This window comes from Streptomyces sp. PSU-S4-23, assembly GCF_055632315.1.
The window spans coordinates 4,354,422-4,379,584 of the sequence record NZ_JBVMUU010000002.1; the positions used below are offsets into that span (position 1 = coordinate 4,354,422).

Consider the following 25,163-nt stretch of genomic DNA (forward strand, 5'->3'; position numbering starts at 1 on the left):
CCCCACGATCGGGGCGGGATTGTCTCCCAGTCTACCGGTAGCGCCGACAGTGATGGGGGTTTGCCGGTACCTGAGTCCGCATGTGCCGCCCTCAACCGGTCTCACCCGACTCCCCATATGCGGAACGGGGCTCCAAGGGGCTCTGAGCGGCACTCAGCGCTTCCGGCTGTCAACCCTTGGCTACTGCGGAGTCAGGTCGGTGTCCGCCCCCGCGCGGGGCGTGACGGAGGACCTCTCGAGGACTGCTCCGGGCGGCCTCGGGTGATGTATGTCACCCATAGGTGTCGCCGGGCCCGGTGCTCCCCGGGGCGCGCAGGGGACCGAAGCGGCGGGCGGACCCGTCGGGGCCGTGCACCTTGATCAGCCGGACCGTCCCGTGCCCGAGATCCTCGTTGAGACGCGCGACCAGCTGCGGGGCCAGCAACCGCAGCTGCGTCGCCCACGCCGTGGAGTCGCACTGCACGGCCAGAACGCGTTCGTCCTCGTCGTACCGCTGCGGGACGCAGTGCCTGGCGAGGTCCTCGCCGACGATCTGCGGCCAGCGGCCCATCACGCCGCCCACCGCGGCCGGCGTCTCCCAGCCGCGCTCGGTGATCAACCGGTTGATGGCCGCGCCGAGCGCCATCGGGTCGCGGCGGTCGGCGCGCGCCCCGGAGCGCAGGCCACCGCGCCGCGCCTGCTTCTTCTGCTGTGCCGCGTCCCCACGCGCGCGCGCCTGTTCCTTCGCGGCCCTCAGTGCCACGCGTGCGAGGTCCACGCCCGAGGGACCGGGGGTCTTGCCGGGTGCGGGCTCGTCGGTGCTCATGCGCGCTCCACGGTGCCGTCGGACACGGTGTACCGGATCCCCGCCAGGGCTTGTGGCACGTCGTCGTCGACCGCGGCGGTCACCAGGACCTGCTCCCCGGGCGCCACCAGCTCCGCCAGGCGCTCACGACGGCGGGTGTCCAGCTCGGCGAAGACATCGTCGAGGACGAGCACCGGTTCGTTGCCCTCCGCGCGCAGGAGGTCGTACGACGCCAGGCGCAGCGCCAGCGCGCAGGACCAGGACTCCCCGTGGGACGCGTATCCCTTGGCGGGCAGCCGGCCGAGTCTGAGCAGCAGATCGTCCCGGTGGGGTCCCACCAGGGTGACGCCGCGCTCGATCTCCTGCTTGCGGGCCTCGGCGAGCGCGGCCGTCAACTGCTCGCAGAGCGCCTCACGGGTGTACGCCTCACCGGGCGCGGACGGCCGGTACTCCAGGACGACCGGGCCGCCGCCGGGCGCCAGCTGGTCGTACGCCTTGTCGGCGAGCGGCTGGATCGCGGCGATCAGGTCGAGGCGCTGGGCGAGCAGCTCGGCGCCCGCGCGGGCGAGGTGCTGGTCCCACACGTCGAGGGTGGACAGGTCGACGGACCGGCCACCGTGGCGGCGGGCCAGGGCGGCCGACTTGAGGAGGGTGTTGCGCTGCTTGAGCACCCGGTCGTAGTCGGAGCGGACGCCCGCCATGCGCGGGGAGCGGGCGGTGATCAGCTCGTCGAGGAAGCGGCGCCGCTCGCCCGGGTCGCCCTTGACCAGCGCGAGGTCTTCGGGCGCGAACAGCACCGACCGTACGATGCCGAGCACATCGCGCGGCCTGACCTGGGAGGACCTGTTGATGCGGGCGCGGTTGGCCTTGCCGGGGTTCAGCTCCAGCTCGATCAGCTGCCGGCGCTCGCCCTGGCGCACCGCGGCCCGGACGATCGCTCGGTCGGCGCCCACGCGGACGAGGGGGGCGTCGGAGGAGACGCGATGGCTGCCCAGGGTGGCCAGGTAGCCGACCGCCTCGACGAGGTTCGTCTTGCCCTGGCCGTTGGGGCCGACGAAGGCGGTGACGCCCGGGTCGAGCGGGACTTCGACCCGGGCGTACGAGCGGAAGTCGGCCAGCGACAGGTGCGTGACGTGCATGGTCGTTCGCCGACCTCCCCCAGGGTTGTGGACCGCGGAGCGGCCCCGTGGATCACTTCGTCTCGACGGCGTGCCCGCCGAACTGGTTGCGCAGCGCCGCGATCATCTTCATCTGCGGCGAGTCGTCCTGCCGGGACGCGAACCGCGCGAACAGCGACGCGGTGATCGCCGGCAGCGGCACCGCGTTGTCGATGGCGGCCTCCACGGTCCAGCGTCCCTCGCCGGAGTCCTGCGCGTAGCCGCGCAGCCGGTCCAGGTGCTCGTCCTCGTCGAGGGCACCGACCGCGAGGTCGAGCAGCCAGGAGCGGATGACCGTGCCCTCCTGCCAGGAGCGGAAGACCTCGCGGACGTTGTCCACGGAGTCGATCTTCTCCAGCAGCTCCCAGCCCTCGGCGTAGGCCTGCATCATCGCGTACTCGATGCCGTTGTGGACCATCTTCGAGAAGTGGCCCGCCCCCACCTTGCCCGCGTGGACCGAGCCGTACGGCCCCTCAGGCTTGAGCGCGTCGAAGAACGGCTGCACCTTGGCGATGTGCTCGGCGTCCCCGCCGTACATCAGCGCATAGCCGTTCTGCAGGCCCCAGACGCCTCCGGAGACGCCGCAGTCGACGAAGCCGATGCCCTTGGCCGCCAGCTGCCCGGCGTGCTTCTCGTCGTCCGTCCAGCGGGAGTTCCCGCCGTCCACGACCACGTCACCGGGCTCCAGGAGCTCGGCCAGCTCGTCGATCGTGGACTGGGTCGGGGCACCGGCCGGAACCATCACCCACACCACGCGCGGGCCCGCGAGCTTGCCCACCAGCTCTTCGAGGCTGTGGGCGTCCGCGAGGTCCGGGTTGCGGTCGTATCCGATGACGGTGTGGCCCGCGCGGCGTATCCGCTCGCGCATGTTGCCGCCCATCTTGCCGAGTCCGACGAGACCGAGCTCCATCAGTTGTTCCTTAGGTTGCGATGTGGCGTGAGGGCACTTTCGTGCCCGCGTCCGAGCCTAAACCCGGACGCTCACGCACATCTGTGGGCATACACGCTCAAGCGTGTGGCCACGACCTGCGGCTTCACCCGACGGGCCGGGATGACCGGCACACCCGCGATCAACAGGGCCGGCAAGCGCTGTGGACAGCCGCTCAGCCGCTCAGCCGCACCGGCATGATCAGGTACTTGTACGCCTCGTCCGCCTCGGCGTCCACGGCCGGCTTCCCGTTGAGCAGCGCGGGCTTCGTGGAGGTCGTGAAGGACAGCTGGGCCACCGGGGAGTCGATCGCGCTCAGGCCGTCCAGCAGGAAGGTCGGGTTGAACGCGATGGAGATGTCGTCGCCCTCCAGCTGGGCGTCGACCCTTTCCACAGCCTGTGCGTCGTCGCTGGAGCCGGCCTCCAGGATCAGCACGCCCTGCTCGAAGCTGAGGCGCACCGGGGTGTTGCGCTCGGCGACCAGGGCGACGCGCTTGACGGCCTCGACGAAGGGGGCCGTCTCGATGGTGGCGACCGAGTTGAACTCCGTCGGGAACAGCGTGCGGTACTTGGGGAGGTCACCCTCCAGGAGGCGGGTCGTCGTACGCCGCCCGGCGCCCTCGAAACCGATCAGGCCCTCGCCCGCACCCGAGCCGGACAGCGCCAGGATCACGCTGTCGCCGCTGGTCAGCGCCTTGGCGGTGTCCAGGAGCGTCTTGGCGGGCACCAGGGCGACCGCGGACGCCTCCGGGTTCTCCGGCTTCCAGAGGAACTCGCGGACCGCGAAGCGGTAGCGGTCGGTGGAGGCCAGCGTCACCGTGTCGCCCTCGATCTCGATGCGCACACCGGTGAGCACGGGCAGCGTGTCGTCGCGCCCGGCCGCGATGGCGACCTGGGCGGCGGCCGCGGCGAAGACCTCGCCGGGGACGGTGCCCGTCGCGTTCGGCATCGGGGGCAGCGAGGGGTACTCCTCCACGGGAAGGGTGTGGAGGGTGAACCGCGAGGAGCCGCAGACCACCGTCGCCCGTACACCGTCTGTGGAAATCTCCACCGGGCGGTTGGGGAGGGCGCGGGAGATGTCGGCGAGGAGGCGGCCGGAGACGAGGACCGTGCCCTCCTCCTCGACCTCCGCCTCCACGGACACGCGCGCGGAGACCTCGTAGTCGAAGCTGGACAGGCTCAGCTGCCCGTCCTCGGCCTTCAGGAGCAGGCCGGCGAGCACAGGCGCCGGCGGACGGGCCGGGAGGCTGCGCGCCGCCCAGGCCACTGCCTCCGCGAGTACGTCGCGTTCCACCCGGATCTTCACGGTAAGCCGCCTCCTGCTGTTGCCGGCGTTCTCGCCCTGCTTCGCCTTCGTCGTCTGAGTGGTGTCCCGGGCCCCTGGGGCGGGAAGGACACCGGGGACCAGTCTGACGCACGGCACCGACAGTAGGTGCCCGTCGGGGTCAAGTCGTGACGAGGGGCGGCCGGGAGCCGGAGGGCGAGTTGTGCACAGCACCCGCTTCGAAGCGAATTCCCCGGTCTCTCTGATTGGGAGTAGTAGTAGGGCCTGTGGAAACCGTGGATAACCACGTAGGCCCAGGTCACACCGGAGATTTTGTCCACGGGCCCTGTGGGCGGCGGCCGTGGACAACCGGCCCTGTCTGTGGAGAACGGAAAGTTCTGCACATCCCGTGCACAGCCTCGGGGCACTTCTCCCCAGTGCCGTCCCCAGCTTTACCCGCCTTTCCCACAGGCCAACCCGGCACCTTGGTGTGACGCCTTTCACTCGACGCGGTGAGGAGGCGCGTCATGTTGCCGAACAGTGGACAGCGATGTGGAGAAGCCGGGGATCGCTGGGGACAACCGCCTCCAGCCTGTGGGCCGCCGGTGGACAACTGCGTGCACAGCCTGTGGATCTTCTCTCCGTCCACAGTCTGTGGAGAGCGTCCGTCCACGAATCCACAGGCGGCTGAGCTGGTGTGATCGGCATCCTGCCGCCCCACCTGTGGACGCCGTCTGGACAACTGCGCAGTCCCCAGGATGTGGACGGAGGAAAGTCGCGGAATCTGTGGAGAGGGGCCGTAACCCGGTGGGCATTCGAACAGGGGCGGCCGCGGAACGGGCCGGGGTGGGTGCCGCGGAACGAGTGAGGGCGCCCCGGGAGGACCTCCCGGGGCGCCCTCGGCGCCTTGTCCGGCGTCGTCCGCGCGGACGGACGTCAGCCGTTCTTGATGCGGTTCGTCAGCTCCGTCACCTGGTTGTAGATCGAGCGCCGCTCCGCCATCAGCGCGCGGATCTTGCGGTCCGCGTGCATCACGGTCGTGTGGTCCCGGCCGCCGAACTGTGCGCCGATCTTCGGCAGCGACAGGTCCGTCAGCTCACGGCACAGATACATCGCGATCTGGCGGGCGGTCACCAGGGCACGCCCGCGCGAGGTGCCGCAGAGGTCCTCGACCGTCAGCCCGAAGTAGTCGGCGGTGGCGGCCATGATGGCGGTCGCCGTGATCTCGGGGGCCGTGTCCTCGCCGCCCGGGATCAGGTCTTTGAGGACGATCTCGGTCAGGCCGAGGTCCACGGGCTGGCGGTTGAGCGACGCGAACGCCGTCACCCGGATCAGCGCGCCCTCCAGTTCGCGGATGTTGCGGGAGATGCGGGAGGCGATGAACTCCAGGACCTCCGGCGGCGCGTTCAGCTGCTCCTGGACCGCCTTCTTGCGCAGGATCGCGATGCGCGTCTCAAGCTCGGGCGGCTGGACGTCGGTGATCAGACCCCACTCGAAGCGGTTGCGCAGCCGGTCCTCCAGGGTGATCAGCTGCTTGGGCGGCCGGTCCGAGGACAGCACGATCTGCTTGTTGGCGTTGTGGAGCGTGTTGAAGGTGTGGAAGAACTCCTCCTGCGTCGACTCCTTCTGCGCCAGGAACTGGATGTCGTCGACGAGCAGGATGTCCATGTCGCGGTAGCGCTTGCGGAACGCGTCCGCCTTGCCGTCGCGGATGGAGTTGATGAACTCGTTGGTGAACTCCTCCGAGCTCACGTACCGCACCCGGGTGCCCGGGTAGAGGCTGCGCGCGTAGTGCCCGATGGCGTGCAGCAGGTGCGTCTTGCCGAGCCCCGACTCCCCGTAGATGAAGAGGGGGTTGTACGCCTTCGCCGGTGCCTCGGCGACGGCCACCGCGGCTGCGTGCGCGAAGCGGTTGGAGGCGCCGATGACGAACGTGTCGAAGAGGTACTTCGGGTTGAGGCGCGCGGTGGGCTCGCCCGGGCCCGTCGCCGGCGCGGGCTGCGCGCCAAGCGGACCGGGGGCGCCGCCGGTGGGCCGGCCCGTCCCGGCGGGCCCGCCGCGGTGCAGCTGGCCGCCGCCGGGCGGCTCCGGGAGGTCGCGGCGGTCGGGGCGCTGCTGGTCGAAGTCGGAGCGCCCGCCGCTGTACTCGGGGCGCTGCTGCTCGTACGGCGGCCGGGCCGGCGACGGTGTGCGGTAGTCCGGCGGCGGCGTGGCGTAGGGGTCGCGCTCGGGGAAGCCGAGCCGCTGCTGCTGCCAGCCGTAGTCGTCCTGGGGGGAGCGCGGCCAGGCGCCGGGCTCGGAGCGCTGGTACTCGCCCGGGTACGCGGGCCGGGCGGGCGGCAGCTGGTCCGCGCGGGACGGCGGGACCTGTTCGGTGCGGGGGGCGGGGAGCTGGTCGCCGGGGCCCGTGGGGAGCCGGTCGGGCCGGCCGGCGCGGTGGTCGTCGGCGCGGTGGCGGCCGTATCCGCCGTAGCCCCCGTGGCCGTCATGGCCGTCATAGGTGTCACGGCTCTGGGGGGTGGGGAGCTCGGGCTCCTCGTAGCGCGGCGGGGCGGTGGCGGCCGGAGCCGGGGACTCGCCGACGGAGTCGTCGACGGTGATCGCGATGCGGATGGGGCGGCCGCACTCACGGCTCAGCGTGTCGCTGACGACCGGGGCCAGCCTGCCCTCGAGGACGCCCTTCGCGAATTCGTTCGGCACGGCGAGCAGGGCGGTGTCGGCGACCAGTGCCAGCGGCTGGCAGCGCCTGATCCAGTGCTCGTCCTTCGCCTCGACACCCGGTCCGCGCCCCTCACCGAGAAGCTGCTCGAGCACTCGTGGCCACACTGCGGCAAGATCGGCAGGTACGTCAGCCACAGGGCACGCTCTCTCACAGGTCCCACGAAGGAGTGGTCGTGGGACGGGTCGGGATGTCGGTCGGGCGGACGGCCGGGAACGAATCAGCCGGTCCGGGGACAAGGGAACGAATCGGAGTCCAGTCACGGTAGTCAGCGCGACGGGTACGGTTCAAGTTGTTGTCCCCAGCCTGTGGACAAGTGTCTCTCCCGGGTCGCTGGTTTGACCGGATGCCGCGGCCCCGCGTACCGTAACCAGGTCGAGTTGTCGATGGCTGCTGCCGCCTGCCTCCGATGGGCACAGATCACGCACCAGTGCCCCGACCAGGGCACATTTCGGTGATCGGGAAGCGGTGCACTCGGGCGTAATGCGAGCTACTCGTGGGCGCACGGTGACAGCCAGGCGACACCCCGCCACCCACCGAATCATTACTGGAGCCCCCGAGTGAGCAAGCGCACCTTCCAGCCGAACAACCGTCGTCGCGCGAAGACCCACGGCTTCCGGCTGCGTATGCGCACCCGTGCCGGCCGCGCCATCCTGGCGTCCCGCCGCAGCAAGGGTCGCGCCCGACTGTCCGCCTGATCGCGGACAGGTCATGACGTGCTGCCTACCGAGCATCGGCTGAGGCGGCGCGAGGACTTCGCGACCGCGGTACGCCGGGGACGTCGGGCCGGACGCCCGCTTCTCGTCGTCCACCTTCGCAGCGGTGCCACGGACCCGCACGCGCCTGGGGAGAGCGCTCCCCCGACGCGTGCGGGTTTCGTCGTGAGCAAGGCGGTGGGTGGCGCGGTCATACGCAACAAGGTGAAGCGCCGGCTTCGCCATCTGATGCGTGACCGAGTGGCCCTCTTGCCCCCCGGTAGCCTGGTAGTCGTACGAGCGCTGCCCGGTGCGGGTGACGCCGACCATGCACAGTTGGCCCGAGACCTGGATGCCGCCCTTCAACGGCTGCTGGGAGGAGGGGGCGCGCGATGAAGTACCCACTGCTGGTTCTGATCAAGCTGTACCAGTGGACGATCAGTCCATTGCTCGGACCGGTCTGCAAGTACTACCCCTCGTGTTCTCACTACGGCTACACGGCCATAGACCGGCACGGCGCGGTCAAGGGGACGGCACTCACGGCCTGGCGCATTCTGCGGTGCAATCCGTGGTCGCTCGGCGGTGTGGACCATGTCCCGCCGCGCAGGCGTCCGCGGTGGCACGAGCTGCTGCGCAACGCCTGGCGTGCACGCAAGGGCGGGCCCTCCGCCGCCGAGCCGGCCACCGAGGGGGACACCATCCCGTCGAGCCCGGCCGCAGAGACCTCGTCCCATGCCCAAGGAGCATGATTAGTGGACACGATTGCCAGCCTCTTCAGCTTCATCACGACACCCGTCTCCTGGGTCATCGTCCAGTTCCACACGGTGTACGGCGCGATCTTCGGGCCCAATACCGGGTGGGCCTGGGGGTTGTCCATCGTGTCCCTGGTGATAGTGATCCGTATCGCCCTGATCCCGCTCTTCGTGAAGCAGATCAAGGCGACGCGCGCGATGCAGACGCTCCAACCGGAGATGAAGAAGATCCAGGAGCGCTACAAGAACGACAAGCAGCGTCAGTCCGAAGAGATGATGAAGCTGTACAAGGAGACGGGTACCAACCCGCTCTCCTCGTGCCTTCCCATCCTGGCGCAGTCCCCGTTCTTCTTCGCCCTGTACCACGTGCTCAACGGCATCGCGTCGGGTGACAAGATCGGCGTCATCGACGAGCAGCTGCTGGAGAGCGCGCGGAAGGCACACATCTTCGGCGCCCCGCTGGCGGCCAAGTTCACGGACAGCGTGGACAAGGTGACCCAGCTCGGCGCCTCGCTGACCGACGTCCGGGTCGTCACCGCGGTCATGATCGTCCTGATGTCGGCGTCGCAGTTCTACACGCAGCGCCAGCTGATGACGAAGAACGTCGACACGACGGTGAAGACGCCGTTCATGCAGCAGCAGAAGATGCTGATGTACGTCTTCCCCGTCATGTTCGCCGTCTTCGGCATCAACTTCCCCGTCGGTGTCCTGGTCTACTGGCTGACCACCAACGTGTGGACCATGGGCCAGCAGATGTATGTGATCCACAACAACCCGACCCCGGGTTCCAAGGCCCAGGCCGCCTACCTGGAGCGCCTGTACAAGCACGTGACGCACCACGGCAGGACCCGTAGCCGGAGTGAGCGGACCATCGTCAAGGCCATCGTCATCAAGGGCCGTGACCGCAACGAGTTCGAGCGCAAGTTCATCAACGGTCTGGCCAAGGCGGGTCTCGCGGCCCAGCCCGACGGGACCGTGGTGAAGAGCGAGGCCGCGGCCGTCGCCACCGTCGAGGAGGGTGCGCCGACCACGGGCGCCCCCGCCCCCGCCCCCAGGCGCCAGCAGCCCAAGCGGCAGAGCAAGGCGCAGCGCCAGACCGGTGGGTCCAAGCCGGCGGGTGGTTCCGAGTCCATGTCCTCCTCGTCGCCGTCGCTGAGCAAGTCCGACGAGCCGCAGGACGCCGAACCGAAGGACACCAAGCCGCAGGACGCCAAGCCGGCCGCGGGTTCCGCCAAGAAGTCGGGCGCCCAGCCCGGCTCCGGCACCCGCAGCAAGGCCCAGTCCGGCCAGCGCAAGGGTCCGCAGCGGCCCAAGTCCCCGTCCAAGAAGTAAGTAAGGAGTCCATCCCGTGACGGAAGGCACCACCTCCGCCGCTGCCGAGGGTGCAGACACCCTGACCCGCCTGGAGCAGGAGGGCGAGATCGCGGCGGACTACCTAGAGGGTCTGCTGGACATCGCCGATCTGGACGGCGACATCGACATGGACGTCGAGGCCGACCGCGCCTCCGTGTCGATCATCAGCGACACGGGCAGCCGCGACCTGCAGAAGCTGGTCGGCCGTGACGGCGAGGTGCTGGAGGCGCTCCAGGAGCTGACGCGCCTGGCCGTGCACCGGGAGACCGGCGACCGCAGCCGGCTGATGCTGGACATCGGGGGCTACCGGGCCCAGAAGCGTGCCGAGCTCTCGGAGCTGGGCGCCGAGGCGGCGGCCGAGGTCAAGAGCAGCGGCGAGCCCGTGAAGCTCAAGCCGATGACGCCGTTCGAGCGCAAGGTGGTGCACGACGCGGTCAAGGCCGCGGGCCTGCGCAGCGAGTCGGAGGGCGAGGAGCCGGAGCGCTTCGTCGTCGTGCTGCCCGCTTGATCCGGTCCGTACGTTGTTCCGGCCCCGTCTGTTGCGCAGACGGGGCCGAACTTTGTCAGCCTGGTAGTCCCTCACGGCTGCGGTCCCGGCAGCCGATGGTCCCTGATAGTCCTGGCCGGGTGCGCCGAGCGCTCCCCCGCCGTACGGAAGGACGGTCCCCGTGACGGAGGCAGCAGAGCTTCCCCCCGCGCCCGAGCAGGCCCGCGATGTGTTCGGCGATCGGTTCGCGGACGCGGTCCGCTACGCGGAACTGCTCGCCGAGGCGGGTGTGCAGCGCGGTCTGATCGGCCCACGGGAAGTGCCCCGACTGTGGGAGCGGCATCTGCTGAACTGTGCGGTGCTCTCGGAGGTCGTGCCCGAGGGAGTGACCGTGTGCGACGTCGGCTCCGGCGCCGGACTGCCCGGTATCCCGCTCGCTCTGGTCCGCGACGACCTGAAGATCACGCTGCTCGAACCGCTGCTGCGGCGTACCAACTTCCTCACCGAGGTCGTCGAGCTGCTGGGCCTTGACCATGTCACCGTCGTTCGTGGCCGTGCCGAGGAGGTCATGGGCAGGATTCCGCCGGTCCACGTCGTGACCGCGCGGGCCGTGGCCCCGCTGGACCGTCTGGCGGCCTGGGGGATTCCCCTGCTGCGCCCGTACGGGGAGATGCTGGCGCTCAAGGGGGACACCGCGGAGGAGGAGCTCAAGAGCGCCTCCAGCGCCCTGAGCAAGCTCGGAGCCGTGGAGACGTCCATCCTCCACGTCGGTGAGGGGATCGTGGATCCGCCGTCGACCGTGGTGCGCGTGGAGGTCGGGGAGAGCCCGGGCGGTGTGCGCTTCGCGGCCAAGCGGGCGAAGGCGGCCAGGACCGGACGGGCCCGGCGGCGGCGCTGATCCCGGCATCCGGCCGCGTCAGCCCTCGGCGGCCTGCGCATCGGCCGCCCGGACCCATGAGTGCGCGCGACGAGTGGCGGTCAGCGTGGAGCACAGCCACGCAAGCAGAGCCACGACCACGACGACGGTGCCGCAGGTGACCAGCAGCCCGGAGGAGACGGACGTCTGGCCTCCCCCGCTGACCGGCGTGGTGAGCCAGGCGGCCACGAGGGGGCCGACGAGGCCCGCGCCGGCCAGGGGGAACAGCACGGACCACAGTGCCGTGCCCCGTATGACCCGGCTGAGGCCGGCGGTCGTCGACCGTGTGGCGAGCGCCCGGACCCGGCGCAGGAACACGTCGGTGGCGGCGCATCCCGCGGCCACGGACACCACGCTGATCCCTGCGATCCCCAGGAGCACGACCCAGCGGCCCTGGTCGCGAGCGGGGATGCCGGCCGTGATGCTCTCCTCGCCGAGCGCCTTCACCCCTGCCCCACGGGGGAAGACCCGGTAGCCGAGGGCCTTGAGGACGGGGACGGCCAGGTTCCGGCCGCCGGGCTGCACCAGGGCCAGGGTGCTGGTGGTGTCGTCTGCCGCCTGCTTCGCGAGGTCGCCGGTGCCGATCCGGGAGACCTTCACAAAGGAACTGCTCCCCAGGTGCCATTTGATCAGCTCCTGGAGACGCGTGTCCGAAGGCAGACGGTCCAGGCGGACGGGCTCGGCCGGACACGGCAGGTGCAGGTTCTCCAGGGCGGGGCAGTCGCCCTGGAGGGAGAGCATGCCTTCGGGGCCGTCGGACGGAGGCGTCAGGAGCACGGATTCGGCTTCCGGGAGCCCGTGAAGGAAGGAGGCCATCTGGTCGGTGGTCACCCTGCCGTTCGGGACGACCTCGACCACGCTGCGTCCGATCCGGTCGAAGGTCGCCTGGCCTTCGGTGCTCCGCCAGCCGAACAAGCCCTGCCATGCGACCGCTTGCAGGAAGACGATGAGTGCGACGGTCACGCCGGCGACCAGGCGGGCGGGGGTTCCCGGATATGCGGCGACCAGCCGACCGGCCGCCACGGTGCCCGCCCCTCCTCGCTCCTGTCCTCGGCGTACGAGCCGACGCCCGAGCTTGGCGGAGGCCCAGGTCGCGACCGCCGGCAGTGTGAGGGCGGTACCGATGGTGCCGGCCCAGATGAGGCACATGCGCAGCCGCGGGTCGGAGACGAGTTCCGGTCCGCGCATGGCCAGCAGAACCATCATCGGGCACAGCCCGGCCAGCTGGGTGACACGGTGACCGAGCCAGGAGCGGAGCCGACGAGTGGAGGCCCGGCGGGGAGGAAGCAGACCTGCCAGTACGGCCGCACCCAGCACGATGACAGCTGCGGCCACCGGTCCCAGAGCGAGCAGCCAACCGTAGGGCCGCAGGTCCGCGGAGGAGAGCAGATAGCCGGTGTGGGGCACGCGGACGTCCCACAGCAGGGGTGCGGTGACAGGCAGGGCGGCGGCGACGGTTCCCAGGAGGACGGGCTGCCACGCTCCGCTGACGGCCGCCAGAACCCGGCCACGGTGACCTCCGCGGTTGCCGGTCTCCGTATCGGTGCCCTCATGTCGCGCGTGCGCCCCGAGACGCACCGCCACGATCAGCAGGGCGATACCGGGCAGAACCAGCAGGGCGGCCACGGCGGCCAGGAACATCCATTCCGGCTTGTCGTCGGCTCTCCCCGATCCGGGCTCAAGTCCTCGGGAGATCGGGCCCGCTGACGGGCCGAAACCAGTGACGATCTCGGTCGGCTGCCGTGGACTCAGCTCGGTGGCCGGACGTACATAGACGAGCCACTCTCCGGGATCCTCCAGACCCTCCTGGCCGATGGTTCCCGTCGGCTTCCCGTAGCGTCGCTCGATGTGTTCGTTCGCGCCCGCCTTCAGGAGGGCGGGAGAGAGCACCGCCTCTCCGGGGGCCGGCCAGTGACGTACCCCCGGGGGCAGCGGCGCGTTTCCGGAGTGCGGAGACAGGTAGACGACACTGAAGCGGCGTTTGCCCTGCAATGTGTCGGAGCCGACGAGCCACCGCGTCGCATTTCCGGACTTCTGCCATGGAGCCTGCGGCACGGGGGTACGGGCCTGGCGGTGACGGTCCTTGCCCTGATACACGGCGTGCACGCCCGCCGCGGCGCCCAGACCGAGCGCGATCACCAGAGCGGCGAGAAGCAGTGCGATGAGGCGGGGCCCTTGGGCTGTCGCACGGCTCACCATGCGGTCGCCGGTGGACTCGGTCCTGCTTGTGCTCACGGGGCCCTCGGTGATCTCGCTTCGGCTGCTGGTGCGGGTACGGCGATGTGCCGCGGGGGGAGGCCCCCGCGGCACATCGCATCAGCGGCCGTCGCCCGGACGGTCATCCGGACCGCACTGGTCCGGAGCGAACTGGATGTTGACGCAGGCCGTCACCTTGACGACATAGTTGCTGGCGGAGGAGCCACTGGTGACGGTCTTGCCGGCGCCGCTGTGATTGTCCAGCCGCAGACCTGTGGACGACTTCCGGTCGTACAGGGTGTACACGGCGTGGTCGTCGGCGTAGCCGTCCTTGACGGACACGGTCTTGTTGCCCGAGCTCTGATAGCTCCAGGCGGAGACCCACGTGATCTTCTTGCCGTCGGCCCTGGTGAAGCCGTAAGAGGAGGTCACGTCCTCCCCGGCGTCACCGAAAGCCGGAGAGGCACCCAAAAGGGCCGCGGAGAAAGCGGCGACAACTGCTCCTTTTGCAAAGACCTTGGTGCTGAGCATAGAGATTCCCCTGTTTTGTGTGCAGTGCAAGATGCCTCGGCGTTGCGGATATATGCGTATTCCGCAGCCGGGGCGGTCGCAGACACAGTGCCGAGCCGAGGAAGGGGTGTCAAACACATTTGGGCAGCTCAGCGGCGGTGACCTCGGGTCACGCTGTCGGTTTTGAGCCAAGTTCGCCCTGGCTCTCTCGTCAAGCCCGGTTGATTACCTCTTCGCAAATCGGAGGCACGCTGAGATTGTGATGCCCGCGAATTGCGGTGTAGCGGAAGCGAAATTTCGCCGGTATTGGTCCGTGGGTGACGGCCGGGCCGTGGTTCCTGATGTGGCCACTTCTTGCCGTGACGTAACACACTCACTCGCGGGCGGCGCGGGTGGTTCTTGCGTCGGTGGCGTGAGGCTGTGTTCGCATGGCTGCCCTCCACCGGCGGGCTCATCTTGGCGGCCATTCCTCTCTGCGTCGGCGGCTCCGTCGGCGTTACTGGGGGCCGGTCATTGAGTGGGCATACTCCACACAAGAAGCCAAACGTACGCATACCGGGGTGTCGTGTAGGTGCCAACCGGACTGCCGTGCATCGTGTTTCACGTGAAACGTCGCTCACTGCTGCACGGCATCATCAGTCGCGGCCGGGCTGCGGCCGAACCCCGCGACCGTAAGCCCCTTGGATCCCTCGGAGAGCCGTCCACCCACGGTGTCCGGTCCCCCGTGGAGGGTACGGAGTTGTCCACAGAGGTGGATTTCTCCACAGAAGGCCAGACCTCACTGGTTCACGACCCCGAAGACATGGGAGGCTCTGTTCATCGCGAGCCTGAAGTCGAGGAGAGTGAATCCTTGCGGTCCGACGCCAACATCGCGGGACCGATGACCGATCCGGTCCCCGGTCCCCGTACCGAGTCGATGGGGGAGGATGTTTCACGTGAAACACCGCCCCCGATGGACGACACTCCCATCGGTCGTGCTGCCCAACTTGCGGTGGAGGCACTGGGGCGCGCCGGCGAGGGTCTGCCACGACCCGAGCACACCCGGGTCATGGTGGTTGCCAATCAGAAGGGCGGGGTGGGCAAGACCACGACAACGGTCAATCTTGCCGCGTCCCTTGCCCTGCACGGCGCGCGCGTCCTCGTCATCGACCTCGACCCTCAGGGCAATGCATCCACTGCGCTGGGAATCGACCATCACGCCGACGTCCCTTCCATCTACGACGTGTTGGTGGAGAGCAAGCCGCTCGCGGAGGTCGTCCAGCCGGTCCCCGATGTGGAGGGCCTCTTCTGCGCCCCGGCCACGATCGATCTCGCCGGCGCGGAGATCGAGCTGGTGTCCCTGGTGGCGCGGGAGAGCCGACTGCAACGGGCGATCCAGTCCTATGAGCAGCCTCTGGACTACATCCTCATCGACTGCCCGCCCTCGCTCGGCCTGCTGACGGTCAACGCGCTGGTCGCCGGGCAGGAGGTCCTCATCCCGATCCAGTGCGAGTACTACGCGCTGGAGGGCCTGGGCCAGCTGCTGCGCAATGTCGACCTGGTGCGGGGGCACCTCAACCCCGCCCTGCATGTGTCGACCATCCTGCTCACCATGTACGACGGCCGGACGCGCCTGGCGTCCCAGGTCGCGGAAGAGGTGCGCAACCACTTCGGCGACGAGGTGCTGAGGACGAGCATTCCCCGCTCGGTCCGCATCTCCGAGGCGCCGAGCTACGGACAGACCGTGCTGACCTACGATCCGGGGTCGAGCGGCGCTCTCTCCTATCTTGAGGCGGCACGGGAAATCGCGCTGAAGGGCGTGGGCGTACGGTACGACGTGCAACATGCCCACATCGGCGCCCAGACGGAACAGAGCATGGTGGAGGGGATCCAGTGAGCGAGCGACGGAGGGGGCTGGGGCGTGGTCTCGGCGCACTGATCCCTGCTGCTCCTACGGGGGAGAAGGCGGCCGGCCCGGCTGGAGTGGGCGGCGGTGCGCCTGTGTCACCGACCACGGTGCCCGTACTGACGGCGGAGCGGGGAGTGGCGGCCGCGAAGGTGGCGACGCTCCCACCTGTTTCACGTGAAACGGAGGAGCCGTCGGCGAGCGGTGCCTCGGAGACCCCGGCGGTCCCGTTCGGCGCCCACTTCGCCGAGCTGCCGCTCGACTCCATCACCCCCAATCCGCGGCAGCCTCGGGAGGTGTTCGACGAGGACGCCCTCGCTGAGCTGATCACCTCCATCAAGGAGGTGGGGCTTCTCCAGCCCATCGTGGTGCGGCAGATGGGTCCGGCACGCTACGAGCTGATCATGGGTGAGCGGCGCTGGCGGGCCTGTCGCGAGGCCGGCCTGGAGGCCATCCCCGCGATCGTGCGGGCCACGGACGACGAGAAGCTGCTCCTGGACGCCCTCCTGGAGAACCTCCACCGGGCCCAGCTGAACCCGCTGGAAGAGGCTGCCGCCTACGACCAGCTCCTCAAGGACTTCAACTGCACCCACGACCAGCTGGCCGACCGCATCGGCCGGTCCCGCCCACAGGTCTCCAACACCCTGCGATTGCTGAAGCTGTCCCCTGCGGTGCAGCGTCGGGTGGCCGCCGGAGTGCTCTCGGCGGGCCATGCCCGGGCCCTGCTGTCCGTGGAGGACTCGGAGGAACAGGACCGGCTGGCGCACCGCATCGTGGCCGAGGGGCTGTCGGTGCGAGCCGTCGAGGAGATCGTCACTCTCATGGGGTCACGGCCGCAGAGCGCCCCCCGTTCCAAGGGGCCACGCGCCGGCACCCGGGTCTCTCCGGCGCTCAGCGAACTGGCGACCCGGCTGTCGGACCGCTTCGAGACCCGGGTGAAGGTCGACCTCGGCCAGAAGAAGGGAAAGATCACTGTCGAGTTCGCCTCGATGGAGGATCTTGAGCGCATCCTCGGCAGTCTTGCTCCTGGTGAGGGACCGGTCCTTCAGAAGAGCCTTCTGGACCCTGACCATGAGGAGTCGGAGGACTGATTCGACCCTGGGCCGACGTCCCATGGCCGTCCGGCCACTGGAGCGGGCCGTGTCCGGTGTGTACCGGAACACGGCCTGCTCTTTGCTTTCAGGCGGTATCGATGGAATCGCATCGTGGATACGATGCGAACGGGTATGGCGCATCCACCTGGCACCTTCATCGGGGAGGCGGGGGCCATGCGGACCATGAGCCGCACCGGGCTGGTGACCGCGGGCCTGGGCCTGGGGGCGGTCGGCGGGTTCGTCGGCGGCCTGCTCAGGGAGCGGAGCGCTCTGACAGCCGCCCGAGGTACTGCGGGCGAAGGAAGCGAGGAACTCCTTTCATGGGGCGTCGGCTGGTACCGCTCACGCTGGACAACCTTTCCGACCTTCCGAAACGCTGCCGGGGGTGCGTGTTCTGGGAACTGGATCCCGTCAGCGGCGAGGCGGCGGTAAAGGCCGGCACGGCCGCGCTGGAGAAGGAGGCGTGGATCTCCGCCGTCCTGCTGGACTGGGGTTCCTGTGGCCGGGTGGTCTACGTCGACGAGGTGCCGGTGGGCTTCGTGCTCTACGCGCCACCCGCGTATGTGCCGCGCTCCTCGGCCTTCCCGACGAGTCCGGTGTCACCGGACGCCGTTCAGTTGATCACGGCCTTCATCATGCCGGGCTATCAGGGTCAGGGGCTTGGCCGTGTGATGGTCCAGACGGTGGCCAAGGATCTTCTGCGCCGCGGCTTCAAGGCGATCGAAGCCTTCGGTGACGCCCGCTGGCAGGAGCCGGCCTGCCTCCTGCCCGCCGAGCATCTCCTGGCGGTCGGCTTCAAGACGGTACGGCCGCACCCCACCTACCCCCGGCTGAGGCTGGAGTTGCGTTCGACGCTCTCCTGGAAGGAAGACGTCGAACTGGCTCTGGACCGCCTTCTGGGAGCAGTGCAGAAGGAACCGGCGCTGCGGCCGCTGTGAGGGCGGCCGTCCCCTCTCATCTGTTCCGGTCACCCGAATGGGCCGACCCTGACGGGTCGGCCCATTCGGGTTTCACGTGAAACGTCGCCGCGTTGGTCCAGCGGCGTCCGCACCGTACTACTCGGCGATGAAGTCCTCGAGGTCCCGGAGGATCGCGGCCTTCGGCTTGGCACCGACGATGGTCTTCGCGACCTCGCCGCCCTGGTAGACGTTCAGGGTCGGGATCGACATGACGCCGTACTTGGCGGCCGTGCCCGGGTTCTCGTCGATGTTGAGCTTGACGATCTCGATCTTGTCACCGTACTCGGCAGCGATGGCCTCGAGCGACGGGGCGATCTGGCGGCAGGGACCGCACCAGGCGGCCCAGAAGTCCACCAGGACAGGCTTGTCGCTCTTGAGGACGTCCTGCTCAAAGGAGTCGTCGGTCACGTTCTTCAGAGTGCCGGCCACGGCGGGCTCCTTAACTTGGTGAAGCGATCGTACGTACGGGGGTCAGACGGTGGTCTTCTCGGGTTCGGCCTGCTGCTCGCTGTCCGCGAGGGCGGCCAGGAAGCGTTCGGCGTCGAGAGCAGCGGAGCAGCCGGTGCCGGCCGCGGTGATCGCCTGGCGGTAGGTGTGGTCGACGACGTCGCCGGCGCCGAAGACACCGGTGAGGTTGGTCCGGGTGGAGGGCGCGCCGACCTCCAGGTAGCCCTCCTCGTCGAGGTCGAGCTGGCCCTTGAAGAGCTCGGTGCGCGGGTCGTGTCCGATCGCGATGAACAGACCCGTCACGGGCAGTTCGCTGAGCTCCCCCGTCTTCAGGTTGCGCAGCGTCAGGCCCTCCAGCTTGGGATCGCCCTTGATCTCGGCGACCTCGCTGTCCCAGACGAACCGGATCTTCGGGTCGGCGAAGGCGCGGTCCTGCATGGCCTTGGACGCGCGCAGGGTGTCACGGCGGTGGACGATGGTGACGGACTTGGCGAAGCGCGAGAGGAAGGTGGCCTCCTCCATCGCGGTGTCGCCGCCGCCGACCACGGCGATGTCCTGGTCCTTGAAGAAGAAGCCGTCACAGGTCGCGCACCACGAGACGCCGCGTCCGGACAGGGCGTCCTCGTTCGGCAGGCCCAGCTTGCGGTGCTGGGACCCGGTGGCGACGATGACGGCCTTCGCCTTGTGGACCGTACCGGAAGTGTCCGTGACGGTCTTGATCTCACCCGTGAGATCGACGGTCACGATGTCGTCCGGAACCAGCTCGGCGCCGAAGCGTTCGGCCTGCGCGCGCATGTTGTCCATGAGCTCGGGGCCCATGATGCCGTCCTGGAAGCCGGGGAAGTTCTCCACCTCGGTGGTGTTCATCAGCGCACCGCCCGCGGTGACGGCCCCCTCGAAAACGAGCGGCTTCAGCGACGCGCGCGCGGTGTAGAGCGCCGCCGTGTAGCCGGCGGGCCCGGAGCCGATGATGATCACGTTACGGACGTCGCTCACGGCTTCATTCCTCGTCTCTGGAAACTGCTGCTGCGCATGGGAGCCTCTCCCATTACTCTCACCCACCCAACGGATCCTAAGGGGCCCGCATTCCCGGTGTGTCCGGGCACACGGAGACACGGCACCGCACACAGATGCCAGAGGAACACCCGGGTGGGAACCGTCCGCTGCGGGGACCTCAGGAACGGGCGTAGGAGCGGGTCAGCAGGACCTTGCCGGGGGACGCGGAGACATGCTTCACGCACGCGGCGTCGACGATGCGTGCCGTGACCTTCGTGGGGTCCGAGGCATCCGGCGTCACCACGAGATAGACGGCGTTCCCGCGGTACACGCCCTCATCCACAGCCAGCACGGTTGTGTTGCTGAGCGCCTGCTCTATACAGGGGGGCACACTGACGGTGGTGCCCTCGAATGTCTTGTTCGACTCCATGCCCGTGGAACTCCTCGTGCCGTCGTCGGACGCGACGCCCCAGGGCTTGGCGCTGCCGGTGCGGCCCCGGCTCGTCCCCGTGGCCAGGAGGGTTGCCACCTGGCTCTGAAGGGTCCCCTCGGAGTAGGTGTGCGCCGCGTCGGTCTGCTGCTGTGTGGCCGTCTGGGACGCCTTGCCGGGGTCGTCGCCCAGCGTCTGCACCAGGAGAGTGCCCAGGCCCAGGGCGGCGGCCGTGAAGACGACTCCCAGGGCCACGGTCCGCCGCACGCCGCGGCGCCCACGCTTCCCTCGACCCGGCCCGGTGCCCGCACGGGCATGCCCCGAAGGGCGGCCGGTCGGTGACGAGAGCGATGTTTCACGTGAAACATGCGCGACGGAGGACTCGGGGGAGGGGACGTCCGGGGGACCGGGAGCGGTCGAGTCCAGCAGGGCCTCCGCGGCGAGTGCGGCGTCGATCCGGCTTGCCACGTCGCCCGGCATACGGGAGGGCCCCGGAAGGGTGCCCAGGAGGCCGCGGATCTCCTCCAAGGACTCGTAGACGTCGGCACAGAGGACGCAGCCGTCCAGATGACGTCGTACGTCCGTGGTGCGGGAGGGCGGAAGAAGACCTTCGCCGAGGTCGGAGAGCTCGTCGACTTCCGGATGCCCGGCCGCGTCGGTCGTGGATGTCACGCTCGCCCACCTCCGCCCTTCACAGCAGCTGAATCGCCAGGTCCTGCATCGTGTGCTTCCGCTGCGGGTGGGACGGATGCTCCCTGCGCCTGGTTCCGTCCACGGCCCGTCGTCCTGCCGTCCTGGCCGCCGCCCTCCGTCCTGAGATGGGTGAGCAGCGGCAGCAGTCTGGCCCTGCCGCGGGCGCAGCGGCTCTTCACCGTCCCGGTCGGCACCTCCAGGATGCGGGCGGCCTCCGCCACCGGGTAGCCCTGCATGTCCACCAGGACCAGGGCGGCACGCTGGTCGGCCGGCAGCGTGCCCAGGGCTTCGAGCAACTCGCGGTGCAGATCGTTGCGCTCGGCCGGCGCGGACGCCGATTCATGCGGCTCCAGGAGCTGCTCCAGCCGTTCCGTGTCGTCGACGGGTGAGGTCTTGCGGGACGCCGCCTTGCGGGCGCGGTCCAGGCAGGCGTTCACCGTGATCCGGTGCAGCCAGGTGGTGACGGCTGACCGGCCGCGAAAGGTGTGGGCGGCCCGGTAGGCGGAGACGAGGGCGTCCTGAACGGCGTCGGCGGCCTCCTCCCGGTCTCCCAGCGTCCGCAGGGCCACGGCCCAGAGCCGGTCACGGTGGCGACGTACGAGTTCACCGAAGGCGTCGGGGTCGCCCCCCACATGACGGGTGAGGAGGTCCTGATCGCTTGTTCCGCCGTACCCGGCTCCATCGGCCATCGGGCCCCTCCCCCCAGCCCGTGCTCAGCCCGTGAACTTCACGTCGGTGATGGCCTGCTTGTAGCCGGAGCCGCTGTAGCTGTCTCCATCGGCGTGCGGCAGGGCGGTGAGCCACACGAGGACGTACCGGGTCTTCACCGGCTTGGTGGCCTTCACCGTCGGAGAGACACCGGTCGTCGTCAGCGTCCCCAGCTTCCGCATCGAGCCGAGCGGCGTGGACGAACTCATCGAGTCCGTCGCGTAGAGCGTGATCGTCGTGTGGTCGCCGGGATACCGCAGCCCTATCGACGCGGCCGAGACCGTCTGCGCCGAGCCGAGGTCGTAGACGATGCCGACACCGGGCTTGTAGGACGGGTTCATATCGGGACCGTCCTGGAAGCTCTTGGTCCGCCAGTACGTCGAGCTGTTGCCGTCATACGTCTTGGCGACGTCCTCCGGCGCCTGGGCGCTGCCCTTCGCGACGTACTCCTCCGCGCTCTCGATCGTGACCGGTTTGACGGGCTTCGTCGCGCCGCCGTTCTTGTCGTTGCCGTCCGTCGTGTGCGTCCGGTTGGTGTTCTCGGACTTGCCGTCGTCCATGAGCGCTTCCGCGAGCTGCCAGCTCCCGAGGCCCAGCGCGGCGATGAGCAGGGCCGAGACGGCCCACTTCAGGACCTTGCCCGTACGGCTCTGCAGTGGGGGCGGCGGGGGCGCCACAGGCTGGGTGACACCGGGGTGGGGCGCGGGGCGGCCGTAGGTGCCCTGCTGGTACGTCGTGCGCTGGTACTCCGGCGGTGCCGTGAAGGAGGGCTCCGGCGGGCGGATGCGGGGCATCTCGCCGATCGCCTTCACCAGCTCCTCGGGCGTGGTGCAGGGCGCCTCGTGCCGGGACGCGGTGGCGCCGTCGTTGACCAGCGCGCGCATGGCCAGCTCGGACAGTCCGCGGTGGACGCCGGCGCGCACCTGGTCGGGGGCGATCAGGCCGACGCCCTTGGGCAGCCCGGACAGGCCGTAGGCGTCGTCCTCGTACGGCCAGCGCTGGGTGAGCGCGGCGTACAGGAGCGCGCCGATGGCCTCCGTGTCCGCTCGTTGGGGGGTGTCGGAGCCGATGCCGCGCAGTGCGGCGTTCACGGCGAGGCCGCGGATGCGCCACTGGCCGGACGAGGTGCGCAGCACCGTGCTCGGGTTCAGGCGCAGATGGGAGAGACCCTCGCGGTGCGCGGCGGCCATCGCCTGGGAGACCTGGGTGACCATCTGGTAGGCGTCGTGCGCCTCCAGCGGCCCGGTGACGAGCAGCGCGGTCAGCTCGGTGGCGTCGGGCAGCCACTCGTGGACGACATAGACGAGGTCGTTCTCCTCGACGGCGTCCAGGACCTGCACGAAGCGGGGGTCGCCGAGCAGCGCGGCGGATCGGGCCGCGGCCAGCACGGAACGGGCGCGGGCGTGGTCCGCGGGCAGGATGTGGACGCCGACGGCGCGGCGGAGTTTCTCGTCCACCGCACGCCAACTGCTGAAGCCGTCCAGACGGGTGACGCACTCCTCGAGGCGGTAGCGTCTGGCGAGCTTGTGGCCGCTGTGCAGTTCGGGCGGTGAGGCGCTCCCGGGACGCTCGGTCCCGCCGCTCCCCCGCGTCTCGTCGCCGTCCGTGTTCCGCTCCCGGTCCTTGGCCACCCCGTCGGACGTGGACTGGTCCGCCTTGGCGGTCAGCGGCTCGTCGCCGCTGTTGTCTGCCACGTCGACGGCAGCCGTGCTCCGTTCCGCCACCGTCGTTCCTGCCTCCCCATCCGTTGCGCGCTGTCCGACGCAGAAACCAATTGTGCCCACAGTCCGCCGCTATGCACGACACACGGCGGCGGACGATGGTTGTGCGCGTACCCCCGCCTCAGCGCCCCAGGCGCCCGCGGACCATGCCGACCATTGAGTTGAGTTCCTCGATGCGCATCTTCCGTGCGGCCACGTAGAAGACACCGAAGAGCAGGGCGCCACCACCGAGCAGGGCGACGAGCGAGCCGCCGACGCCCTGGCCCAGCGTGTGGCCGATTTCGTAGCAGACCGCTCCGCTCAGCAGAACGGCCGGAACCGAAGCGATCCCCAGTCGTGCGTAGGTGCGCAGCACCCGTGCACCGTCCAGGTCGCCGCCCAGCCGCTTGCGCAGCCGGGCCCAGGCGACCCCGACGCCGATCGCGTACGCGAGGCCGTACGACCCCGCCATGCCGATCACGGCCCAGCGGGCCGGGAGCAGGAAGTAGCAGGCGATGGAGGCGCCCGCGTTCACAGCGGCCACGATGACCGTGTTGTAGAAGGGGGTGCGGGTGTCCTCGTACGCGTAGAAGGCGCGGAGCACGACGTACTGCACGGAGTACGGGATGAGGCCGAGACCGAAGGACATCAGCATGTAGCCCATGTTGGTGGCGGCGCCGGTGCCGGAGGAGCCGAAGATCAGGGTGCACATCGGGATGCCGAGCGCGACGAATCCGAAGGCGATCGGCACGATCGCCACGGCCGTCGTGCGCAGCCCCTGGGAGATGTCGTCGCGGACGGCACCGCCGTCGCCCTCGGCGGCCGAACGCGAGATGCGGGGCAGCAGGGCGGCCATCAGGGAGACGGTGATGATCGCCTGCGGCAGGCCCCAGATCAGCTGGGCGTTGGCGTAGGCGGCGAAGCCGGTGCCGTCGACGGCGGAGTTCTTGCCCGCCGCGGTGGACAGCTGGGAGACGACGAGCGCGCCCGCCTGGTTCGCGAGGACGAACAGCACGGTCCACTTCGCGAGCGTGGCGGCCTTCCCCAGGCCGTGGCCCCTCCAGTCGAAGCGCAGCCGCAGCCGGAACCCGGTCTCCCGCAGATACGGGATCATCGCGAGGGCCTGGACGACGAGGCCGAGCAGAACGCCCACGCCGAGCAGCCGCTGGCCTTCCGGCGGGATGTTCGTGACCTTCATCCCGGAGTTCGCCGCACTGCCGTACACCCAGATGAACATGCCGAGCGTCACGATGATGACGACGTTGTTCAGGACCGGGGTCCACATCATCGCGCCGAACTTCCCCCGCGCGTTGAGGATCTGCCCCATCACCACGTGGATGCCCATGAAGAAGATCGAGGGCAGGAAGTAGCGGACGAAGGTGACGCCGACCTCGTTGGCCGCCGGGTCGCCGGCGACCGAGTCGGACAGCAGACGGATCAGCAGCGGGGCCGCGACGACGGCGAGCACCGTCAGCGCGCCGAGGGCCACCATGACCAGGGTCAGCAGCCGGTTCGCGTACGCCTCGCCGCCGTCCTCGTCCTCCTTCATGGCCCGCACGAGCTGCGGCACGAAGACGGAGTTCAGGCCGCCGCCGACGGTGAGGATGTAGATCATCGTCGGGAGCTGATAGGCGACCTGGAAGGTGTCGCCGAGCAGGCCGACGCCCAGCGCCGAGACGATCAGCGCGGAGCGGATGAAGCCGGTGAGGCGGGAGACCATCGTGCCGGCCGCCATTACCGCGCTCGACTTCAGCAGGCCCGAGGCCCGCCCGCCCTTCTTCGTGGCGGACGCGGGCAGAGGGGCGGCGGCCGGTGCGGGCGCGGGGGCCGGTGCGGCCCCCGCGCCGGGCGGGGGTACGGGAGCGTACGCTCCGGCCTGCGCGGGCGCGTGGACGGGGCCGGCGTACGGCCCCGCCGGGCCCTGGGCCGGGGACGGCGCGGCGGCCGGGCCGGGCACGGAGGGCCGCTCCGCGTACGGCGGTCCACCGCCCTGCTGCTGGTCCTGGAAGAGGTGGGCGAAGGCGTCCGGCCGGTGGTGCTCCTCGCCGGCCTGGGTGACCAGGTCGTCGACCCCCAGGAACTGCGTCGCCCGGGGATCGTCGCCGTACGGCAGGTGCTGTGTCGGCCCCTCCGGCTCGGGCGCCGGCGGCCGGGCCCACACGCGGGGGTCGGGGGTGTACTGCGGTGTCGGAGGCCGCGCGTACAGCGGCTGCTGCGGCTGGTAGGTGCCCGGGGGCGGCGGGGGGTGCGCGGCACGGTCGTAGAGCGCCTCCGTCACCGGATCCTGGGCGGAGAGGTCCTGAGCACGGTAGGGGTCCTGGTCGTAGGCGTCCTGGAGATACGCGTCGGCCGGAGGCTGCGGCGGCACGGGGCCGGGCTCCTGCGGCGGGCCCTCGGGGTAGCCCGAGCTGCCCGCGGCGCCCTGGCCGCGGTCACCGTCGTACGGCGCGTTCATGGTTACCCCACCTCATCGTCCCCGGCCCACCGGCC

22 protein-coding genes are annotated in these 25,163 nt (G+C 69.8%); 9 read left to right on the forward strand and 13 right to left on the reverse strand.

All coding sequences use genetic code 11. The features are described from left to right. Nucleotides 1-271: 271 nt before the first annotated feature. The 5 genes from ACZ79I_RS19910 to dnaA all read right to left on the reverse strand — a co-directional run bounded on the left by ACZ79I_RS19910 (nt 272) and on the right by dnaA (nt 6,989). Nucleotides 272-805 (reverse strand): DciA family protein, encoded by a 534-nt coding sequence (locus ACZ79I_RS19910; protein WP_471498851.1) that lies wholly within the window; start codon nt 803-805, stop codon nt 272-274. After that, nucleotides 802-1,923 carry a DNA replication/repair protein RecF gene (gene recF / locus ACZ79I_RS19915; RefSeq protein WP_471498852.1) on the reverse strand — a complete coding sequence of 374 codons (1,122 nt, stop codon included), beginning with the start codon at nt 1,921-1,923 and terminating at the stop codon, nt 802-804. The genes ACZ79I_RS19910 and recF overlap by 4 nt, the downstream gene beginning before the upstream one ends. Before the next feature lie 52 nt (nt 1,924-1,975). Further along, nucleotides 1,976-2,851, reverse strand: coding sequence for a phosphogluconate dehydrogenase (NAD(+)-dependent, decarboxylating) (gene gnd, locus ACZ79I_RS19920; RefSeq protein ID WP_471498853.1), 876 nt, complete (start codon nt 2,849-2,851; stop codon nt 1,976-1,978). A gap of 193 nt (nt 2,852-3,044) precedes the next feature. After that, complete coding sequence (gene dnaN, locus ACZ79I_RS19925; protein ID WP_471498854.1) at nt 3,045-4,175, reverse strand: DNA polymerase III subunit beta; 1,131 nt, start codon at nt 4,173-4,175, stop codon at nt 3,045-3,047. An 894-nt stretch (nt 4,176-5,069) separates the two neighbouring features. Next, nucleotides 5,070-6,989 carry a chromosomal replication initiator protein DnaA gene (gene dnaA, locus ACZ79I_RS19930; RefSeq protein WP_471498855.1) on the reverse strand — a complete coding sequence of 640 codons (1,920 nt, stop codon included), beginning with the start codon at nt 6,987-6,989 and terminating at the stop codon, nt 5,070-5,072. Between the two features lie 423 nt (nt 6,990-7,412). Between dnaA and rpmH the strand changes: the two genes are divergently transcribed. From rpmH to rsmG, 6 genes are all read left to right on the forward strand, one after another. Next, nucleotides 7,413-7,550 carry a 50S ribosomal protein L34 gene (gene rpmH / locus ACZ79I_RS19935; RefSeq protein WP_003956500.1) on the forward strand — a complete coding sequence of 46 codons (138 nt, stop codon included), beginning with the start codon at nt 7,413-7,415 and terminating at the stop codon, nt 7,548-7,550. A gap of 18 nt (nt 7,551-7,568) precedes the next feature. Then, nucleotides 7,569-7,943: a ribonuclease P protein component gene (rnpA, locus tag ACZ79I_RS19940; RefSeq protein ID WP_471498856.1), complete on the forward strand. Its 375-nt coding sequence runs from the start codon at nt 7,569-7,571 to the stop codon at nt 7,941-7,943. After that, the gene (gene yidD / locus ACZ79I_RS19945; protein ID WP_471498857.1) at nt 7,940-8,296 is read left to right on the forward strand and encodes a membrane protein insertion efficiency factor YidD; all 357 of its coding nucleotides are present in this window, start codon (nt 7,940-7,942) and stop codon (nt 8,294-8,296) included. The genes rnpA and yidD overlap by 4 nt, the downstream gene beginning before the upstream one ends. Nucleotides 8,297-8,299: 3 nt before the next feature. After that, complete coding sequence (gene yidC / locus ACZ79I_RS19950; protein WP_471498858.1) at nt 8,300-9,631, forward strand: membrane protein insertase YidC; 1,332 nt, start codon at nt 8,300-8,302, stop codon at nt 9,629-9,631. A 16-nt stretch (nt 9,632-9,647) separates the two neighbouring features. After that, nucleotides 9,648-10,160: a Jag family protein gene (locus ACZ79I_RS19955; protein WP_471498859.1), complete on the forward strand. Its 513-nt coding sequence runs from the start codon at nt 9,648-9,650 to the stop codon at nt 10,158-10,160. 160 nt (nt 10,161-10,320) lie between these two features. Next, a complete protein-coding gene (rsmG, locus tag ACZ79I_RS19960) occupies nt 10,321-11,037 on the forward strand; it encodes a 16S rRNA (guanine(527)-N(7))-methyltransferase RsmG (RefSeq protein ID WP_471498860.1) in 717 nt (238 codons plus the stop codon). An 18-nt stretch (nt 11,038-11,055) separates the two neighbouring features. On the opposite strand, the gene ACZ79I_RS19965 is transcribed toward rsmG, so the two are convergent. Together ACZ79I_RS19965 and ACZ79I_RS19970 are read right to left on the reverse strand one after the other, a co-directional pair. Next, nucleotides 11,056-13,290 (reverse strand): hypothetical protein, encoded by a 2,235-nt coding sequence (locus ACZ79I_RS19965; protein ID WP_471498861.1) that lies wholly within the window; start codon nt 13,288-13,290, stop codon nt 11,056-11,058. 81 nt (nt 13,291-13,371) lie between these two features. Further along, nucleotides 13,372-13,782 (reverse strand): hypothetical protein, encoded by a 411-nt coding sequence (locus ACZ79I_RS19970; protein ID WP_471498862.1) that lies wholly within the window; start codon nt 13,780-13,782, stop codon nt 13,372-13,374. A 781-nt stretch (nt 13,783-14,563) separates the two neighbouring features. Between ACZ79I_RS19970 and ACZ79I_RS19975 the strand changes: the two genes are divergently transcribed. From ACZ79I_RS19975 to ACZ79I_RS19985, 3 genes are all read left to right on the forward strand, one after another. Then, the gene (locus ACZ79I_RS19975; protein WP_471505099.1) at nt 14,564-15,637 is read left to right on the forward strand and encodes a ParA family protein; all 1,074 of its coding nucleotides are present in this window, start codon (nt 14,564-14,566) and stop codon (nt 15,635-15,637) included. Continuing rightward, nucleotides 15,634-16,737: a ParB/RepB/Spo0J family partition protein gene (locus ACZ79I_RS19980; RefSeq protein WP_471498863.1), complete on the forward strand. Its 1,104-nt coding sequence runs from the start codon at nt 15,634-15,636 to the stop codon at nt 16,735-16,737. The genes ACZ79I_RS19975 and ACZ79I_RS19980 overlap by 4 nt, the downstream gene beginning before the upstream one ends. A gap of 323 nt (nt 16,738-17,060) precedes the next feature. After that, a complete protein-coding gene (locus ACZ79I_RS19985; protein WP_471498864.1) occupies nt 17,061-17,678 on the forward strand; it encodes a GNAT family N-acetyltransferase in 618 nt (205 codons plus the stop codon). Nucleotides 17,679-17,795: 117 nt separating this feature from the next. Here the strand turns inward: ACZ79I_RS19985 and trxA are convergent, their stop codons facing one another. From trxA to murJ, 6 genes are all read right to left on the reverse strand, one after another. Continuing rightward, nucleotides 17,796-18,128 carry a thioredoxin gene (trxA, locus tag ACZ79I_RS19990; RefSeq protein WP_141316111.1) on the reverse strand — a complete coding sequence of 111 codons (333 nt, stop codon included), beginning with the start codon at nt 18,126-18,128 and terminating at the stop codon, nt 17,796-17,798. A 42-nt stretch (nt 18,129-18,170) separates the two neighbouring features. Continuing rightward, complete coding sequence (gene trxB / locus ACZ79I_RS19995) at nt 18,171-19,142, reverse strand: thioredoxin-disulfide reductase (RefSeq protein ID WP_471498865.1); 972 nt, start codon at nt 19,140-19,142, stop codon at nt 18,171-18,173. A 178-nt stretch (nt 19,143-19,320) separates the two neighbouring features. Continuing rightward, a complete protein-coding gene (locus tag ACZ79I_RS20000) occupies nt 19,321-20,244 on the reverse strand; it encodes an anti-sigma factor (protein ID WP_471498866.1) in 924 nt (307 codons plus the stop codon). Further along, entirely contained in the window at nt 20,241-20,954 is a 714-nt protein-coding gene (gene sigM / locus ACZ79I_RS20005; RefSeq protein ID WP_471498867.1) for an RNA polymerase sigma factor SigM, read from the reverse strand. Before sigM ends, ACZ79I_RS20000 begins: the two co-directional genes overlap by 4 nt. Before the next feature lie 24 nt (nt 20,955-20,978). Continuing rightward, on the reverse strand, nt 20,979-22,697 hold the full coding sequence (locus tag ACZ79I_RS20010; RefSeq protein WP_471498868.1) for a protein kinase family protein: 1,719 nt from the start codon (nt 22,695-22,697) through the stop codon (nt 20,979-20,981). A 118-nt stretch (nt 22,698-22,815) separates the two neighbouring features. Beyond that, nucleotides 22,816-25,128 (reverse strand): murein biosynthesis integral membrane protein MurJ, encoded by a 2,313-nt coding sequence (murJ, locus tag ACZ79I_RS20015; protein ID WP_471498869.1) that lies wholly within the window; start codon nt 25,126-25,128, stop codon nt 22,816-22,818. Between the last annotated feature and the right edge of the window lie 35 nt (nt 25,129-25,163).

What these genes read in the sequence shown, in the direction of transcription:
- ACZ79I_RS19910 (WP_471498851.1), bottom strand. Translation starts at nt 805, where the DNA reads ATGAGCACCGACGAGCCCGCACCCGGCAAGACCCCCGGTCCCTCGGGC.
- recF (WP_471498852.1), bottom strand. Translation starts at nt 1,923, where the DNA reads ATGCACGTCACGCACCTGTCGCTGGCCGACTTCCGCTCGTACGCCCGG.
- gnd (WP_471498853.1), bottom strand. Translation starts at nt 2,851, where the DNA reads ATGGAGCTCGGTCTCGTCGGACTCGGCAAGATGGGCGGCAACATGCGC.
- yidD (WP_471498857.1), top strand. Translation starts at nt 7,940, where the DNA reads ATGAAGTACCCACTGCTGGTTCTGATCAAGCTGTACCAGTGGACGATC.
- ACZ79I_RS19970 (WP_471498862.1), bottom strand. Translation starts at nt 13,782, where the DNA reads ATGCTCAGCACCAAGGTCTTTGCAAAAGGAGCAGTTGTCGCCGCTTTC.
- ACZ79I_RS19975 (WP_471505099.1), top strand. Translation starts at nt 14,564, where the DNA reads ATGGGAGGCTCTGTTCATCGCGAGCCTGAAGTCGAGGAGAGTGAATCC.
- ACZ79I_RS19985 (WP_471498864.1), top strand. Translation starts at nt 17,061, where the DNA reads ATGGGGCGTCGGCTGGTACCGCTCACGCTGGACAACCTTTCCGACCTT.
- sigM (WP_471498867.1), bottom strand. Translation starts at nt 20,954, where the DNA reads ATGGCCGATGGAGCCGGGTACGGCGGAACAAGCGATCAGGACCTCCTC.
- murJ (WP_471498869.1), bottom strand. Translation starts at nt 25,128, where the DNA reads ATGAACGCGCCGTACGACGGTGACCGCGGCCAGGGCGCCGCGGGCAGC.